12 protein-coding genes are annotated in these 16,502 nt (G+C 34.6%); 4 read left to right on the top strand and 8 right to left on the bottom strand.

Annotated elements, in window-relative coordinates; genetic code table 11:
• Positions 1 to 82: 82 nt before the first annotated feature.
• On the bottom strand, positions 83 to 4,600 hold the full coding sequence (gltB, locus tag ACIDC4_RS04680; protein ID WP_412041953.1) for a glutamate synthase large subunit: 4,518 nt from the start codon (positions 4,598 to 4,600) through the stop codon (positions 83 to 85).
• Positions 4,601 to 5,015: 415 nt separating this feature from the next.
• Between gltB and sucC the strand changes: the two genes are divergently transcribed.
• Positions 5,016 to 6,209: an ADP-forming succinate--CoA ligase subunit beta gene (sucC, locus tag ACIDC4_RS04675; RefSeq protein WP_065448167.1), complete on the top strand. Its 1,194-nt coding sequence runs from the start codon at positions 5,016 to 5,018 to the stop codon at positions 6,207 to 6,209.
• Between the two features lie 208 nt (positions 6,210 to 6,417).
• On the opposite strand, the gene ACIDC4_RS04670 is transcribed toward sucC, so the two are convergent.
• Complete coding sequence (locus ACIDC4_RS04670; protein WP_412041952.1) at positions 6,418 to 7,221, bottom strand: DUF5694 domain-containing protein; 804 nt, start codon at positions 7,219 to 7,221, stop codon at positions 6,418 to 6,420.
• 436 nt (positions 7,222 to 7,657) lie between these two features.
• Here ACIDC4_RS04670 and ACIDC4_RS04665 point away from each other — a divergent pair, with 436 nt between their 5' ends.
• Positions 7,658 to 8,482, top strand: a complete 825-nt coding sequence (locus ACIDC4_RS04665; protein WP_412041951.1) for a sensor histidine kinase — start codon at positions 7,658 to 7,660, stop codon at positions 8,480 to 8,482.
• A gap of 4 nt (positions 8,483 to 8,486) precedes the next feature.
• On the top strand, positions 8,487 to 9,191 hold the full coding sequence (locus ACIDC4_RS04660; protein WP_412041950.1) for a LytR/AlgR family response regulator transcription factor: 705 nt from the start codon (positions 8,487 to 8,489) through the stop codon (positions 9,189 to 9,191).
• 171 nt (positions 9,192 to 9,362) lie between these two features.
• Here ACIDC4_RS04660 and ACIDC4_RS04655 read toward each other — a convergent pair whose 3' ends face one another.
• From ACIDC4_RS04655 to ACIDC4_RS04640, 4 genes are all read right to left on the bottom strand, one after another.
• Positions 9,363 to 9,827, bottom strand: coding sequence for a DUF1456 family protein (locus tag ACIDC4_RS04655; RefSeq protein WP_194616402.1), 465 nt, complete (start codon positions 9,825 to 9,827; stop codon positions 9,363 to 9,365).
• Between the two features lie 147 nt (positions 9,828 to 9,974).
• Positions 9,975 to 11,000, bottom strand: coding sequence for an aminotransferase class I/II-fold pyridoxal phosphate-dependent enzyme (locus tag ACIDC4_RS04650; protein WP_412041949.1), 1,026 nt, complete (start codon positions 10,998 to 11,000; stop codon positions 9,975 to 9,977).
• A gap of 5 nt (positions 11,001 to 11,005) precedes the next feature.
• Positions 11,006 to 12,016 (bottom strand): dipeptide epimerase, encoded by a 1,011-nt coding sequence (locus ACIDC4_RS04645; RefSeq protein ID WP_412041948.1) that lies wholly within the window; start codon positions 12,014 to 12,016, stop codon positions 11,006 to 11,008.
• 22 nt (positions 12,017 to 12,038) lie between these two features.
• The gene (locus ACIDC4_RS04640; RefSeq protein ID WP_412041947.1) at positions 12,039 to 12,839 is read right to left on the bottom strand and encodes an alpha/beta hydrolase; all 801 of its coding nucleotides are present in this window, start codon (positions 12,837 to 12,839) and stop codon (positions 12,039 to 12,041) included.
• A 55-nt stretch (positions 12,840 to 12,894) separates the two neighbouring features.
• Between ACIDC4_RS04640 and ACIDC4_RS04635 the strand changes: the two genes are divergently transcribed.
• The gene (locus ACIDC4_RS04635; RefSeq protein WP_230036279.1) at positions 12,895 to 13,296 is read left to right on the top strand and encodes an excinuclease ABC subunit B; all 402 of its coding nucleotides are present in this window, start codon (positions 12,895 to 12,897) and stop codon (positions 13,294 to 13,296) included.
• On the opposite strand, the gene uvrB is transcribed toward ACIDC4_RS04635, so the two are convergent.
• Both uvrB and ACIDC4_RS04625 read right to left on the bottom strand, forming a co-directional pair.
• Positions 13,293 to 15,284, bottom strand: a complete 1,992-nt coding sequence (gene uvrB, locus ACIDC4_RS04630) for an excinuclease ABC subunit UvrB (RefSeq protein ID WP_412041946.1) — start codon at positions 15,282 to 15,284, stop codon at positions 13,293 to 13,295. The genes ACIDC4_RS04635 and uvrB overlap by 4 nt on opposite strands.
• Before the next feature lie 239 nt (positions 15,285 to 15,523).
• Positions 15,524 to 16,462: an alpha/beta fold hydrolase gene (locus ACIDC4_RS04625; RefSeq protein WP_412041945.1), complete on the bottom strand. Its 939-nt coding sequence runs from the start codon at positions 16,460 to 16,462 to the stop codon at positions 15,524 to 15,526.
• Between the last annotated feature and the right edge of the window lie 40 nt (positions 16,463 to 16,502).

Below are 16,502 nucleotides of genomic sequence, written 5' to 3'. Positions count from 1 at the left end.
TTTGAGTGTTTTAAGTTCGCAAAGCTTTGAGGTTATTTTCAATCTAAAATCTGAACTCTAAAATCTAAAATTCCAAAATCATTTATCCAGCTATTAATTCTTCTATTTTTTTCTCTTCTGCAATTCGTTGCAATGCTTTTTTGTAATCAGTTGGCATTACTTTTACGAAATGGTTTTGTTCATTTTCCCAGTCTGCTAAAATTCTTTTTGCTAATGGACTGTTGGTGTACAAAGAGTGATTTTTGATTAGTTTTCTCAATTTCGTCACATCTTCTTCTTCGATAGGATCAAAAGCAACCATTTCCATGTTGCATACTGTTGCATCAAATTGTTGTTTAGGATCGTAAACATAAGCAACACCACCGCTCATACCCGCTGCGAAGTTTCTTCCTGTTTTTCCTAAAACAACCACTGTACCACCTGTCATGTATTCGCATCCGTGATCTCCAATTCCTTCAACAACAGCAGTTGCTCCGGAGTTTCTCACACAAAAACGCTCACCGGCCATTCCATTAATATAAGCCTCTCCGGTAATAGCTCCGTAAAGGGCAACGTTTCCAATAATGATGTTATCTTCAGGTTTGAAAGTTGCAGTAGGAGGTACTTTTACAATTAGTTTTCCTCCAGAAAGACCTTTTCCTAAGTAATCATTACAGTTTCCGTGAATTTTAAACGACAATCCGTTTGTTGCAAAAGCACCAAAACTTTGTCCGGCAGAACCTTCAAAATCAACTAAAATAGTGTCTTCAGGTAAACCTTGTGCGCCATATATTTTTGAGATTTCATTACTCAAAATAGCACCTACAGAACGGTCTGTATTTTTAATTTTAAATGTAACTCTTGTTTTTTCTTTTCTATAAATAGAAGGAATAGCTTCTTTAATGATGTCAAAATCCAATACATTTTCAAGTTGGTGATCTTGCGTAGTTGTATTATGATTTGGCTCTGTTTTCGCTTTTTCCGGTTTGTATAAAATTGATGATAAATCTAAACCATTTGCTTTGTAATGTTTGATTGCTTTGTTCACATTTAATTTTTGTGACTGACCCACCATTTCTTTTAAGGTTCTGAAACCTAACTGCGCCATGATTTCTCTTAATTCCTCAGCAATAAAATACATGAAGTTGATCACGTGCTCCGGAGTTCCTTTGAAATTTTTTCTCAATTCAGGATCCTGGGTTGCAATACCAACCGGGCAAGTATTCAAGTGACAAGCTCTCATCATGATACAACCAGAAGCAACAAGTGGTGCGGTTGCAAAACCAAATTCTTCAGCTCCTAACAAAGCAGCAATTGCTACGTCACGACCAGTTTTCAATTGTCCGTCACATTCAAGAACCACACGACTTCTTAAATCATTCAAGATCAAAGTCTGTTGTGCTTCAGCTAAACCAAGTTCCCAAGGAATACCTGTGTGTTGCAATGATGTCAATGGTGCAGCACCAGTTCCTCCGTCATAACCTGAAATCAGGATCACATCGGCTTTTGCTTTGGCAACACCGGCAGCGATCGTTCCAACTCCAACTTCAGAAACTAATTTTACGTTGACACGTGCTTCACGATTGGCATTTTTTAAGTCGAAAATCAACTGAGATAAATCCTCAATAGAGTAAATATCGTGGTGTGGCGGAGGCGAAATCAAACCTACATAAGGCGTAGAGTTTCTTGTTTCAGCAATCCAAGGCACTACTTTTTCTCCAGGTAACTGTCCACCTTCACCAGGTTTTGCCCCTTGAGCCATTTTAATCTGGATTTCTTTAGCGTTTGTCAAATAGTTGATCGAAACACCAAAACGTCCTGAGGCAACTTGTTTGATAGCACTGTTTCTTGAATCTCCGTTAATTTCTTTCTGGAAACGTTTAGGATCTTCTCCACCTTCTCCAGAGTTACTTTTTCCACCAATTCTGTTCATCGCAATCGCTAAATTCTCGTGTGCTTCTCTACTGATAGATCCGTAAGACATAGCACCCGTTTTGAATTTTTTTACAATTTCGGTCCAAGGTTCTACTTCATCAATAGAAATTGGATCTAAATTGTTAAATTCGAATAAACCTCTAATAGTCATTAAGTTTGAGCTTTGCTCATTGACCATATTAGAATATTCTTTATAGCTTTCAGGACTGTTTAAACGAACGGCCTGTTGTAATTTTGAAATCGTTGTTGGATTAAACATGTGTTTTTCTCCGCCACGTCTCCATCTGTAAATACCTCCAATTTCTAAAGAAAGCAAGTTGGCAATTTTAGAGTTTGGAAATGCTTTTTGGAAACGTTTTTTCACTTCTTTCTCTACTTCCATCAAACCAATTCCTTCGATTCTTGAAGGAGTAAATGGGAAATATTTATTAGTGAAAGTTTTGTTTAAACCTAAAATCTCGAAAATCTGAGCAGCTCTGTACGAATGTAAAGTCGAGATACCAATTTTGTTCATGATTTTAAGGATACCTTTTGCAATCGCTTTGTTGTAATTTACAATCGCATAATCAGCTTTTACTCCTGTAATGAACCCCTGGTTTACCTGGTCGTGAATGATCTCGTTTACCATGTAAGGGTTGATGGCACTTGCACCATATCCAAACAATAAAGCAAAATGATGCGGCTCGCGAGGTTCTGCAGATTCGATGATGATTCCGAATTTAGAACGAACCTGTAAAATGTTCAATGAGTGGTGAATGTAAGAACAAGCCAATAACATTGGTATTGGAGCCAATTCTTCACTTACACCTCTGTCTGATAAAATGATGATGTTGCATCCTTCAGAAACAGCTTTAAAAGTTGCCTGAACACATTTTTCAAGCGCTCTCTCTAAACCGTTAACTCCTTTTTCTATTTTGTATAAAGTAGAAATAGTAGCCGATTTAAAATCTGCGTGATCAATGTTTCTTATCTTATCCAAATCCTCATTCGAGATAACCGGATTTTGGATTTTTAGTTTTTTACATTGTTTAGATTCAATTTCGAAAATATTAAAATCGCCACCAATTGCTAAACTAATATCAGTAATGATTTCTTCACGAATACCATCCAAAGGCGGGTTGGTAACCTGAGCAAATAATTGTTTGAAATAGTTGTACAACAATTGTGGCTGCTCTGATAATACAGCCAACGGTGTATCGTTACCCATAGAACTAATGGCTTCAGCGCCCTGAGCTCCCATTGGGTTAATGATTGTTTTTAAATCTTCGATAGTATAACCAAATAATTTTTGTCTTGTTAAGAAATCTAGTTTCTCAACAGGAGTAGGGTTATTGGTATAAGGTATTTGAGATAATTGTAACAAGTTGGCATCGATCCATTCCTGGTAAGGACGTTTGGTTACAATTGCTTTTTTAATTTCATCATCTTCAATAATACGACCTTCGTTCATATCAACCAAGAACATTTTTCCTGGCTCTAAACGACCGTGTTGTACTACATCTTCCGGCTCAACATCCAATACACCAATTTCTGATGACATGATTACGAAACCGCTTTTTGTTAATGTATAACGAGAAGGACGCAAACCGTTACGGTCTAATAAAGCACCAATTACGTTACCATCTGTAAACGGAATCGAAGCTGGACCATCCCAAGGCTCCATGATACAAGAGTTAAATTCGTAGAATGCTCTTTTCTCAGGAGACATCGTTTGGTGTTTTTCCCAAGCTTCAGGAACCACCATCATCATCGCCTCAGGCAATGAACGACCAGTCATTAATAAAAGTTCTACCACCATATCCATAGAAGCAGAATCTGATTTTCCTTCTAAGATAATTGGGAATAGTTTTTTGATATCATTTCCAAAAACTTTGCTTTCCATCAATTCTTCACGAGCACGCATACGGCTTACGTTTCCACGTAATGTATTGATCTCACCATTATGACACATGTATCTAAACGGTTGCGCTAACTCCCATGAAGGGAAAGTATTAGTAGAGAAACGTTGGTGCACTAACGCCAAACGAGTCACTAAATCCGGATCTTTTAAGTCAACATAATAACGGCTGATGTCTTCCGGCATCAATAGACCTTTATATATTATGGTAGTTGTCGATAAACTAGAGAAATAAAACATATGACTTTCAGAGGTTTTTGATCCTCTTACGGCATGTTCAGCAATTTTTCTAGCTGCAAAAAGTTTTGCATTAAATTCGTTTTCAGTTAAATCCTGACCGTTCTTGCTAACAAAAACCTGTTTAACTGTTGGTTCTTTTTCTGCGGCAATCTGCCCTAAATTTTCTACTTCAACAGGTACATCTCTCCAACCCAGGATCTTTAAGTTCTGATCCTTAATAGTCGATTCGAAAGCGTTGATACAAAAAGAAACCTGGTTTTTGCTTTTTGGTAAAAAAACCATTCCTACTGCATACTCACGTGTTTCAGGGATTTCAAAGTCACATACTTTTTTAAAGAAAGCGTGTGGGATATCGAATAAAATTCCAGCCCCGTCTCCAGTTCTTCCATCAGAACTAACGGCACCACGATGTTCCAATTTTATTAAGATATCCAATGCTTTGTGAATAATATCGTTAGATTTAATACCATTCAAATTACAAATAAATCCTGCACCACAATTGTCGTGTTCAAATTCAGGCAAATAAAGCCCTTGTTCTTTAACTTTCATTCTTGATATTTTTTCTACAAAAATAAAGATTTCGTTAAATATAATGTAGTGGAATTGTAATTCGACTTACATTTTTATTGTAATACTAGAAAAACGCTTCTTAATTGATAATAATATTATATTAACCATTGCGAATTGATAAAATGATAACGGCTGTTAGAATATATTAAGAAAAATCGCCGTAAGGCTAGTAAATACAATGAAGTTTTTGTTAAATATCAAACGTTTTAGTGGTTTTCAGTTAATATTAACAAATTGTTTAGTTAACTATTTCTTTGCATTGAAAAAGAATAAACGTTTTATAAATATCTGACACGTTTTTTAATTGAAAAAGATTTTACTATTCAGTTGAATTTTGCTACTTTTGTCGCACTTTTATTCTGAAATAAATTCAGAACCAGACAAATTCTATATTATGAACATACACGAATATCAAGGAAAAGAAATTTTAGCAAGTTACGGAGTACGCATTCAACGCGGAATTGTGGCTAACAATGCAGTCGAAGCTGTGGCTGCTGCAAAACAATTAACTGCCGAGACTGGTACAGGATGGCACGTAATAAAAGCACAAATTCACGCAGGTGGTCGTGGAAAAGGTGGTGGAGTTAAGTTAGCAAAAAACTTGCAACAAGTGGAAGAAATTGCTGGACAAATCATCGGAATGCAATTGATTACACCTCAAACTTCTGCAGAAGGTAAAAAAGTAAACAAAATATTAGTTGCAGAAGATGTTTACTATCCTGGTGAAAGTGAAACTTCTGAATTTTATGTTTCTGTTTTATTAAATAGAGCTACTGGTCGTAACATGATTATGTATTCTACTGAAGGTGGAATGGATATTGAAGAAGTTGCTGAGCACACTCCTCATTTAATTTTTACTGAAGAAGTTGATCCTTCTGTTGGATTACAAGGTTTTCAGGCAAGAAGAATTGCTTTTAACTTAGGTCTTTCTGGAAATGCTTTCAAAGAAATGGTAAAATTCATCGATTCATTATACAATGCTTACATTGGTTCTGATGCTTCTATGTTTGAAATCAACCCGGTTTTGAAAACATCTGATAACAAAATTATGGCTGTAGATGCTAAAGTAAATATCGATGATAATGCTTTATACAGACAACCAAAATATGCTGAGATGAGAGATATCCGTGAGGAGAATCCAATCGAAGTTGAAGCTAAAGAAGTAGGTTTGAACTATGTAGATCTTGACGGTACTGTAGGATGTATGGTAAACGGAGCAGGTCTTGCAATGGCAACTATGGATTTAATTAAATATGCTGGTTTTGAGCCTGCTAACTTCTTAGACGTTGGTGGAACTGCTGATGCAAAACGTGTTGAAACTGCTTTTAGAATTATCTTAAAAGATCCTAACGTAAAAGCTATTTTAATCAATATTTTTGGTGGAATCGTTCGTTGTGACCGTGTGGCGCAAGGAGTTGTTGACGCTTACAAAAATATGGGTGATGCTATCAATGTGCCAATTATTGTTCGTTTGCAAGGAACAAATGCTGAAATTGCAAAAGAATTAATTGACAATTCAGGTATGCCAATCTTATCAGCTACTCAATTTCAAGAAGCTGCTGACCAGGTTAAAGCTGCACTTTCTTAATCAAATAAGAAATCAATTATATAGAAAATCCTTCCAGTCATTGGAAGGATTTTTTTTTGGAGTCTATTTAACCGCAAAGAACGCAAGATTTTATTTTTGTATTATGTTTACAAACGCAAAAGTTCGCAAAGCTTTATCAATAAAAAACTTAGCGAACTTTGCGTAAATCTTAGCGCTCTTTGCGGTTAAATTCTTCGCAGTTACAAAATTACTTAAGCACAGTACCCAATTCAATAATTTCAAATTCAGGATTATGCTCAACAAATTCTCGAATCATTGCCGTATGTCCGGCGCCTAATAAAACCATTATTTTATCGTCTTTACTTTCGGTTAGTTTTTGAATTAAAGCATACATATAAAGATTTCTTCTGTACCATTCTGAAACTAAAAAAGCTCCCACAAAATTATCAGTTTTGCCACCTTTGATGGCAGTTTGAAGATACCACTGAAGATTGTCGTCATTTGATGCTTTTGTATTAATATCTAAAAGAAGTTCTGTTAAAGAATACTTTGTAATTTTTGTATTGAAATCTGTTTCATAATCCTTCATAGTCTCGTCATTCCTTTTGATTAAATCAAGCTGACCAGCTTCTTTCATTCCTTTTACCAAACTGTCATACGGAAAATCAGCGCCTTTGTAATCAATTCCGTATAGCTTTTTATGGCCTAATTTTTTAGCTGATCTTAAAGCTATTTGTACGATTTCATCTGAATCATTCTTAAGTAAACTATCAGTGTTCTTGGCATAAAATTGATCTAATTTGGCTTGTTTTTGATAATTCCATTCAATGAAGATTTTATCGGGGCCAAACTTTTTAATTTTATCGGTGATTTTTTCCAGCTCTTTCTGGCTTTTGTCTGACATTACATTAAAGGTATTTACTTTAGCAACGTCAAGTCCCGGATTTTCAAAATGGAAACTTCCAAATAATAATATTTGTTTCTTTTTTGATTGAGCAGAAACAGTCGTTAATACCATTGTAAAAACGAGTAATAAAGCGATTTTTTTCATGATGATTTGTTTTAAATTCAAGGCAAATGTATCGCAGCTTTTCTCATCATATTTTAGTTTTTGATGAACATCATATTTCAAATCACAAACATTTAAAATAAGCTGTCAAAAAATTTCGTGTATCCTTTTTGATAGTTCGTCACAGAAAATAGCTATTTTATATAAACATAGTATTCATGTAATTGCATAGTTGTATTTTTGAAATAACAACAACATTATTATGAAGCTGAAAATTCCCTTTTATTATCATATTCTCCTTTTCTTAGGATTGTTTCTAACCTTTTATCTTTGGGATATTGGCGTGAGTAATCGAAAATTGGAGTCTGTTTTCAGTATGATGTATTTCTTTTTTAATGCAGGTTTTTTGCTCTCTATTTTCATTGTTTATCTTCTTAATTTTTATACATTTTGTGACTGGTTTTTAAATAAAAAAAGGATGTTATGGTACTTTTTAAGCGTTCCAGTTTCATTATTAATTTTTGCCGGAGTCCGTTATTTTTTGCAGGAAGTAGTTGTGTTTGAAATTACAGGAATTCACAATTACGGAGAGGAAACACGTAAAATAGGATATTATATTCGGGATAATTTTTTCTTCGGATTACCGTCTGTAATTTTAAGTGCTCTTAGTTATTTGTTTTGGCAATTTCAGGATGCTAATAAGCAAAACCAGGAATTGTTATTAGAAAATAAAAAGGCGCAGCTTCAAATGCTTAAATCTCAGGTTAGTCCGCATTTTTTATTTAATACGCTTAATTCGTTTTATAGTCAGTTGATTTTGAAAGACGATAAAATGGCTTCGGATATTTTAGTGTTATCTGATTTGTTGCGCTACGTGATTACAGAAACAGAGAAGGATGAAGTGTTGCTTTCTAAAGAAATTCAGTTTGTGCAAAACTACATTCATTTGCAGCAAAAACGATTTGAAGATCAGCTTTGTCTGGACTTTGAAATTGAAGGAAATTATGCAACCGAAAAAATTCTGTCATCGGCTTTAATTCATTTTATCGAAAATGTTTTTAAACACGCCAAACTCAATAATCCGGATGAAAAAGCGATTATTTCGATCCAAATAAAAGGAGACTTTTTAGAGCTATCAACCTTTAATTATAACGTAGGAGGAGAGAATTATTCCTCGACGGGAATTGGTTTTGAGAACCTGACCAAACGTTTAGAGTACACGTATAAAGATCAATTTATACTGGAGAAAACAGCAGAAAATAATACCTTTAAAACCTATTTAAAAATACCACTAAAAAAATAATTCCATGAATTTTAAATGTATCATTGTTGATGATGAACCGCCAGCAACGCGAATACTCGAAAATTATATCGAAAAAGTATCTTTTCTCGAAAAAGTTGGCGTTTTTAATGATGCATTAAAAGCATTAGAATTTCTGAATACACAAAGCGTCGATGTTATTTTTTTGGATATTCAGATGCCGCAACTCACAGGCTTGCAGATCTCCAGGATAATTTTAAAAGATATAAAAGTTATTTTTACAACAGCATATCCTGATTTTGCATTAGAAGGATTTGAGCTTAATGCGATTGATTATCTATTGAAACCAATTGCTTTCGAACGTTTTTATCAGGCTGTCTCGAAACTAAATGCTGAACCAAAAACAGAGGTTGTTACCAACAATTCATCTGAGTTTATTTTTGTGAAAACCGATGGAAAAAATAAATTCCAGAAGTTATTTTTGGAGGAAATTTTATATGTAGAAAGTCTTCAGAATTATGTTTGTATTCATACTCAAAAACAACAGTTAATTACACATTCGTCTTTAAAAAATGTGATTGAATCATTGCCCGAAAAAGACTTTATCCAAATACATAAATCCTTTATAATTGCGTTAAAACAAATAGAATCTACAGATAGTTTTTCTGTTTTTATTAATAGTAAAGAATTGCCGATAGGAGCAACGTATAAAGATGCTTTTTTTGAACGAATTGATCAGAATAAGATATAGATCTATTTTATTTTGATGATGATTTAACCGCAAAGGGCGCAAAGTTTTTTTATGTAAGGTTTAAATAAAAACGCAAAGTTCGCAAAGCTTTATCAAATATAGCTTTGCGAACTTTGCGTTTATAAAGATTCTTATAATTAAAAATCCTTGCGCCCTTTGCGGTTAAAAAGCTTATTTCTTATTCTTCCCGTTTTTGTAAACAACTTTTTCTACAACCTGTACTTTAGGAGCAGTTTTAGTATTGTTTTTCTTGAAAGGTTTTTTAGCTGCAGGTCCTGTTTTAGAAGGAGCTTTATCGCCTCTTCCTTTTTCAGCATCTTTTGCACTGGCTTTAAATTCAGGTCTTTCTTTAGTACTGTCTTTTTTAGGAATTTCAGCTTTATGTTTCGCTAAAACGTCATTTGGGTTTTTCGGGTTTTCTTTCGTTCCTCTTAAATGAATTACCAATCCGTTTAAGAAATTACGCAAAACCTGATCACCACATTCCATGTAATTTTCATGATCTTCGGCTCTAAAAAAAGCTCCCAATTCAGATTTTGAAATTCTAAAATCTACTAATTCTAAAATTTCAACTATTTGGTCGTCACGGAGCATCAAAGCCACGCGAAGTTTTTTTAGGATATCGTTGTTCGTCATCGTTTAATTTTTTACAAAGGTACGTTTTAAAAGTAATTTGATGACAATTTATTGAGATAGGGAAAGTTTTTTTGCCACAAATTTCACAAATTTCCGCAAATTCTATTGCGCTTAAATTTTAATTCGTGAAAATTTGTGAAATTAGTGTCAAACCTTTTCGTTTAAGATATTTATTAATTTGTCTAAATCTTCAGGAAGATGATTAGCCGTAACTACAATTCTGTTTAGATTATTGGCGTTTTCCTGATATTTAAAATTGGCAATAATGATTTTATTGGCTTTTAATGTTTCTATCAAATTCTCGTTTTCTAAATAAATCAGAGGATAGGTTTTGTTAAATTTAATGTGTTGACTTTTGATTAACTTTCGATCAATATAATTCAGATTCTCCAGTAATTTTTGATGTTGAGTTTTATAAAGAGCTGAAGCATCCGCTAGGGTCTGAACAAAAGCAGGATTCATTCCGGCAGCAGAAATAAAAATGTCCAGATTTTTTATTTGATTAATAAAAGCCGCATCACTTGCAATAACACCGCCGCTTAAACCGAATGCTTTTCCTAACGAAGAAATCATAATTTTTCGTTTGATAGGAAGATTGATTTCAGAGTAGATTCCACGGCCATTTTCGCCTAAAATTCCAAACGAATGCGATTCATCAATAAGAAGCGTAATTTCTTTATGATCAGGAATTGTTGCCAAAACAGACAAATCAATCGCTTTAGTCTGAAACCCTGAAACACCATCAGTTAGAATCGTAATTTTTTCTGATTGAGAATCTAACAAACGTGGGTTTATATTTCCATTAAAAAAAACAGGCAAACTATCCTTAATCTGAATTGCAGGATGCATATTCGGAAAGTGGAAAAAAGAATCTGTTTGTTTTTTTAGTTCATCTATAACGAGTTTGCCTGCAAGCATTCCGGACGAGACCGTAACGGCACTTTCTGCCTTGATGTGTTGGGCTAAAAAAGTCTCGCCATTTTCATAGGCTTTTAGTTTTATATTCGCGCTTCTGGAGCTACCGTAAGTTGTTCCCCAATTCCGAATGTTTTTAATCACCAATTCCTGAAACTCCTTATTGGTTGGTAATCCCAAATAAGCCGTTCCTCCAAAATACAAATACTGTTCCTGGTCGATTTCGATAATTCTATCCGGAAATTGATTGACATTCATAGCTTTTATAATAAAGTAACTCCGGTTCCGTTGAGATCAGAATAGTGAATAACACCATTTTTTATTTTTACTCCCGTGGCAATATCTTCTGCCAAAAGTAATGCCCCATCCATGTCTACATAATCCAATTGAGGTAACAAATGCGCAATTGCAGAGATTCCCACGGTCGATTCGGTCATACAACCCACCATTGTTTTTAAGCCCAGTTTTTTAGCTTCTTCGATCATGCGTTTTCCGGGGGTCAGTCCGCCGCATTTTACCAGTTTTACATTTACACCATGAAAATGGTTGAAACATTTGGCAACATCTTCTTCGATAATACAGCTTTCATCAGCAATTACAGGCAGGACAGAATGTTTGAAAACTTCTTTATGCGCTTCCCAATTATCAGCTTTCATTGGCTGTTCCAGAAATTCGACACCAAGTTTTTTTAGTTCAATGGCATTGTTTATCGTTTCGTCAACGCCCCAACCGCAATTGGCATCGATTCTAAAAATGGCATTCGTATGTTTTCTGAGTTCCTTTACAATGGCAATATCTTCTTTGGTTCCCAGTTTGATTTTATAAATAGGCCAGGGAAGTTCCTGCATTTTCGAAACCATTTTTTCTATCGAAGCAATCCCAATAGTATAATCTGTAAGCGGATTTTTTTCGATAGTATAATTCCATAATTCATATAGTTTTTTGCCTTTTTTGCGTGCATACAAGTCGTTATACGCCAAGTCTAAAGCGCACAAAGCAAACATATCACCTTTTAAATACGGATAGATTTTTGCCCAAAATACTTCAGGAGTTTCATTTTCGGTCGTTTCAATAATGTTTCTGATTTCTTCTAAATCCTGCATCATCATAGGAACCGTAGTTTTATAATAAGGATTTGAAGTGGCTTCTCCAAAACCCGAGAAACCATCACTTTTGAGTTCGACAATTAACGACGGCTGAAAATCAATTGATTCTCTTGATATAGTGAAAGTATGTTTTAGTTTTAGATTGTATTCTCTTAAAATTAATTCCATAATATTTTTTGATTGTTTTTTATTAATAACCTAGCCAAAGCACTGCTTTTACGAATCCATCCCGCCAGAGTTTCTCGTTATGTTCGCCGCCTTTTACAATTTTAGACTTGGTAAGATGTAAGCAATAGCAACGTTTTGTATCTAATAAACGTTCCATTTTGGTCATATCTTTTACCATATCATCACTTTCTTTATCTCCACACAAAAAATAAATTTTGGTTTTTATTTTGGGAGCTTTTTCCGTTAAAGTATAAATGTCATTCGAAAACCAAAAGGAAGGCGAAAAAACGCCTGCTTTGCCAAATGTTTCGGGATATTTTAGAATCGCATAATAGGAAACTAATCCACCAAGAGAACTTCCCATAATGATCGTGTTTTTAGCTTTTGGTTTGGTTCTGTAATGGTTGTCGATATATGGTTTTAATGTTTTTACAATAAAATCAAGATAATTATCGGCATTTCCGCCACCATATTTTTCATTTTTAAATGGTGTTAATTCGTCGATGCGTTTTTTATTTCCATGCTCGATTCCCACTACAATTACCCGGGCTTTCAGGCTATCCAGTTTTTCATCGACATTCCATTCTCCGGAATAAGCGGTTTTAGAATCGAATAAATTTTGGGCATCGTGCATATAAATCACGCTGTATTTTTTGGCTGTAGCCGAATAATTTTCAGGAAGGTAAATCCAGATTTTTTTAGTGGTTTTTAGTTGAGGCGCTTGGATCGTAAAAGTAGATACGTTTTTTGAAGCGGTACTTTCTTGTGCGCTTGTGACAGAGGTTATCCAAAGCATTATAAAAAAGAAGAATCCTCTAATCATGAGTTCTTTGCATTTTAGATTTAAAAACAATATTTTAGCTAAAAATAATAAATTGATGAATACCGAAACAGAAAAGAGAAGTTTACTTTTAGAAATGATTGCTTTTTCTACTGTTGATGGGCATTTGCACAAAAGAGAGTATGATTTTTTGTGGCTTGTGGCTCAGGAATTAAGCATTGATTTAGCTGTTTTTCATGACTTATTTCATCAGGAAAATCCCCATTCGATTATAAAATCAGAGTTTCAGCGCATTCAGCAATTCTACAGACTGGCTTTGATCATGTATTGCGACGGTATTTTGCACGAAAAAGAAGCCAAAGCCATTCAGCAAATCGCTATTGAAATGGGCTTAAACCCCAATGCAACCAAACGTGTTTTGGATTTAATGAAAAACGCACCAAACGCTATTATTGATCCTAATGTTTTATTGAAAGTTTTTCAGGAACAACACAATTAAGCCAATTGTTCCTGTAGTTTTTTGATATCGTCACGCAACTTAGCCGCTTGTAAAAAGTCCAGTTCTTTTGCTGCTTTCTCCATAGATTTACGTTTCTCGCGAATCATTTTTTCTAATTCTGTTTTTGATAAATAAGCCGTTTCCGGTTCTGCAGCAACAGATAATGTATGACCCAGTTCATATTCTACCAAAGGATTTTTGGTAAAAGCACTCTCAATTTTTTTGTTTAAAGCCTGTGGCGTAATGCCGTGCTCTGTATTATAATTGATCTGTTTGGTTCTTCGGTATTCTGTTTCATCGATGGTTCGTTGCATACTTGCTGTAACTTTATCGGCATACAAAATGGCTTTTCCGTTCAGGTTTCTTGCCGCACGACCAATAGTTTGCGTTAGAGATCTGTGATTACGAAGAAAACCTTCTTTATCAGCATCAAGAATTGCAACCAGCGAAACCTCTGGTAAATCAAGACCTTCACGAAGTAAGTTTACTCCAATCAAAACATCAAAAATACCTTTTCGTAAATCCTGCATAATTTCGATACGCTCCAGCGTATCCACTTCAGAATGTATATAACGACAACGGATGTTTACTTTTGTTAAATATTTTGCCAGCTCTTCCGCCATTCTTTTAGTCAGTGTGGTCACTAAAACTCTTTCGTCTAATTCGCAACGCACCTGAATTTCTTCGATTAAATCATCAATTTGATTCAAACTTGGTCTTACTTCAATAACTGGATCTAATAATCCCGTTGGGCGAATAATTTGTTCTACATAAACACCATCTGTTTTTTGTAATTCGTAATCTGCCGGTGTTGCAGATACATAAATCACCTGATTTTGTATGGCTTCAAACTCTTCAAATTTCAAAGGTCTGTTGTCCATTGCGGCAGGTAAACGAAAACCGTATTCCACCAGATTCTCTTTACGGCTTCTGTCGCCTCCGTACATGGCGTGAACCTGAGAAACGGTTACGTGACTTTCGTCTACAATCATCAAATAATCACTTGGGAAATAATCTAATAAACAGAACGGTCTTGTTCCGGCTTGTCTTCCGTCAAGGTATCTTGAATAATTTTCGATTCCGGAGCAATACCCTAATTCGCGAATCATTTCTAAGTCGAAATTGGTACGTTCTTCTAAACGTTTTGCTTCTAAGTGTTTTCCTATTTCTTTAAAATAATCGACTTGTTTTACCAAATCCTGCTGAATTTCCCAAATGGCACCTTGCAGTACATCCGGAGAAGTCACAAACATATTAGCGGGATAAATAGTAAGTCTTTTAAATTTTTCGATCACTTGTGAAGTCTTCACATCAAAGGATTCTATTTCTTCGATTTCGTCACCAAAAAAGTGAATTCTGTATGCATCGTCGGCATAACTTGGATATACTTCGACCGTATCACCTTTAATCCTGAAAGTTCCCGGATTAAAATCGGCTTCGGTTCTGGCGTATAAACTTTGAACCAGACTATGAAGTAATTTCGTTCTCGAAATAACCTGATCTCTGGTTATTTCAATTACATTTTTTTTAAATTCAACCGGATTCCCAATACCATATAAACACGAAACAGAAGCGACAACCAAAACATCCCGACGTCCTGAAAGCAGCGAAGAAGTGGTGCTTAAACGCATCTTTTCGAGCTCTTCGTTAATAGATAAATCTTTCTCGATAAAAACTCCTGTTACAGGCATAAAAGCTTCAGGTTGGTAATAATCGTAGTAAGAAACAAAATATTCGACCGCATTATTCGGAAAAAACTGTTTGAACTCAGAATATAATTGTGCTGCCAAAGTTTTATTGTGAGCCAAAACCAAAGTAGGTCTTTGCACTTCCTGAATAACATTCGCCACCGTAAATGTTTTTCCGGATCCGGTAACGCCTAATAATGTCTGGTACTTTTCGCCATCGATTACGCCTTGCGAAAGTTTTTCGATTGCTTGTGGCTGATCACCTTTTGGACTATACTCTGAGGATACTTGGAAATTCATTTTTGAAGGATGAAAAATTAGTTTTGTAAAGATACAAAGTTTGAATTCTATATAAAAGGGTTGTCAAGAATTACACGAATTGTCCGAATTTTTGTTATTGTTGATTTTGTTTCACGCAGATTTTGCAGATTTGAGAAGATTTATTTTAATTATAATCTGTACAGATCCGCTTAAATCTTTTTAAATCTGCGTGAAAAACTCTTAATTTAATGATATTGATTAGAATACACTTTATCAAATTATTCTAAAAACTTAATCATCGCATCATTTACAATTTTTGACTGATCGATCGATAAAAAATGTCCTGCGTCTTTTATAATTTGCGTTTTGCTTTTGATTAAATATTTATCTGCTCTTTCCAGACTTTCTTCGGAATTAATGACATCATGATCGCCAATTAAAACCAAAACCGGATTGGTAATCGACTTTAGTTCCTCATCAGAAAACGGATGCATTTTGAGCATACTTGAATTTGATTTTGCATATTTATTGGCCAGATAAAATTGGCGTTTATAAACGGGGCTAATTTTTTCAGGATGAGTAGAAAATGTATTTAATGTTTTTCCGAATTTCTTTTCACTTGGGAATAATTTAAGCATTAAAGCAGAAGTTGTTTTACCCACTTTATCGATAAATTTAAAGGTTTGTGCCGGACTTAACAATACTATTTTATCAATCTTATTTCCTTTTTGAGTGGTTAATAAAGTAGCAATCCAGCCACCGCGGGAAGCAGCGACGATATCGAATTTCTTTAATTTATAATGATCGAAAATTTCGTTATATAAAATCACGATTTCTTCTGATGAAAGTGATTTTGAAGTAAGAGTTGATTTTCCGGGCTCCATCATAAAATCGATCGCGTATATGCGATGATTTTTGGCTAACGGTTTTATGTTGGGGTACCACATTGTTGAGCTCGCGTCCATTCCGTGAAGCAAAACAAGATCTTTTCCGTTTTTGGGGCCAGCCATAATAACGTGCGCTGTTCCGTATGAAGTTTTTATATTTTCTTCGGAATAGGGAATATCCCAAAGTTTTAAGGCTTTGTCGTAAGAACTGATATAAGCTTGTTTTTCGCTTTTGGTTTTGAAAATGTAATCGTCAAATTTTGCATTTTTTGTTGAAGAACAACCGGTAATTACAAGTAATATCAGTATTCTAAAGTATATTTTTGGCATAGTAATAAAATTCAATTTACTATTAAAGGTACGGAAATTG

Origin of the sequence: Flavobacterium sp. C3NV, from assembly GCF_046825355.2 — a bacterium.
GTDB lineage: Bacteria > Bacteroidota > Bacteroidia > Flavobacteriales > Flavobacteriaceae > Flavobacterium.
This window is presented reverse-complemented; position numbering and strand designations above follow the sequence as displayed.

Excerpts from the sequence above, each read along its gene's own strand:
- gltB (WP_412041953.1), bottom strand. The coding sequence starts at position 4,600 with ATGAAAGTTAAAGAACAAGGGCTTTATTTGCCTGAATTTGAACACGAC.
- sucC (WP_065448167.1), top strand. The coding sequence starts at position 5,016 with ATGAACATACACGAATATCAAGGAAAAGAAATTTTAGCAAGTTACGGA.
- ACIDC4_RS04670 (WP_412041952.1), bottom strand. The coding sequence starts at position 7,221 with ATGAAAAAAATCGCTTTATTACTCGTTTTTACAATGGTATTAACGACT.
- ACIDC4_RS04665 (WP_412041951.1), top strand. The coding sequence starts at position 7,658 with ATGTTATGGTACTTTTTAAGCGTTCCAGTTTCATTATTAATTTTTGCC.
- ACIDC4_RS04660 (WP_412041950.1), top strand. The coding sequence starts at position 8,487 with ATGAATTTTAAATGTATCATTGTTGATGATGAACCGCCAGCAACGCGA.
- ACIDC4_RS04655 (WP_194616402.1), bottom strand. The coding sequence starts at position 9,827 with ATGACGAACAACGATATCCTAAAAAAACTTCGCGTGGCTTTGATGCTC.
- ACIDC4_RS04650 (WP_412041949.1), bottom strand. The coding sequence starts at position 11,000 with ATGAATGTCAATCAATTTCCGGATAGAATTATCGAAATCGACCAGGAA.
- ACIDC4_RS04645 (WP_412041948.1), bottom strand. The coding sequence starts at position 12,016 with ATGGAATTAATTTTAAGAGAATACAATCTAAAACTAAAACATACTTTC.
- ACIDC4_RS04640 (WP_412041947.1), bottom strand. The coding sequence starts at position 12,839 with ATGATTAGAGGATTCTTCTTTTTTATAATGCTTTGGATAACCTCTGTC.
- ACIDC4_RS04635 (WP_230036279.1), top strand. The coding sequence starts at position 12,895 with ATGAATACCGAAACAGAAAAGAGAAGTTTACTTTTAGAAATGATTGCT.
- uvrB (WP_412041946.1), bottom strand. The coding sequence starts at position 15,284 with ATGAATTTCCAAGTATCCTCAGAGTATAGTCCAAAAGGTGATCAGCCA.
- ACIDC4_RS04625 (WP_412041945.1), bottom strand. The coding sequence starts at position 16,462 with ATGCCAAAAATATACTTTAGAATACTGATATTACTTGTAATTACCGGT.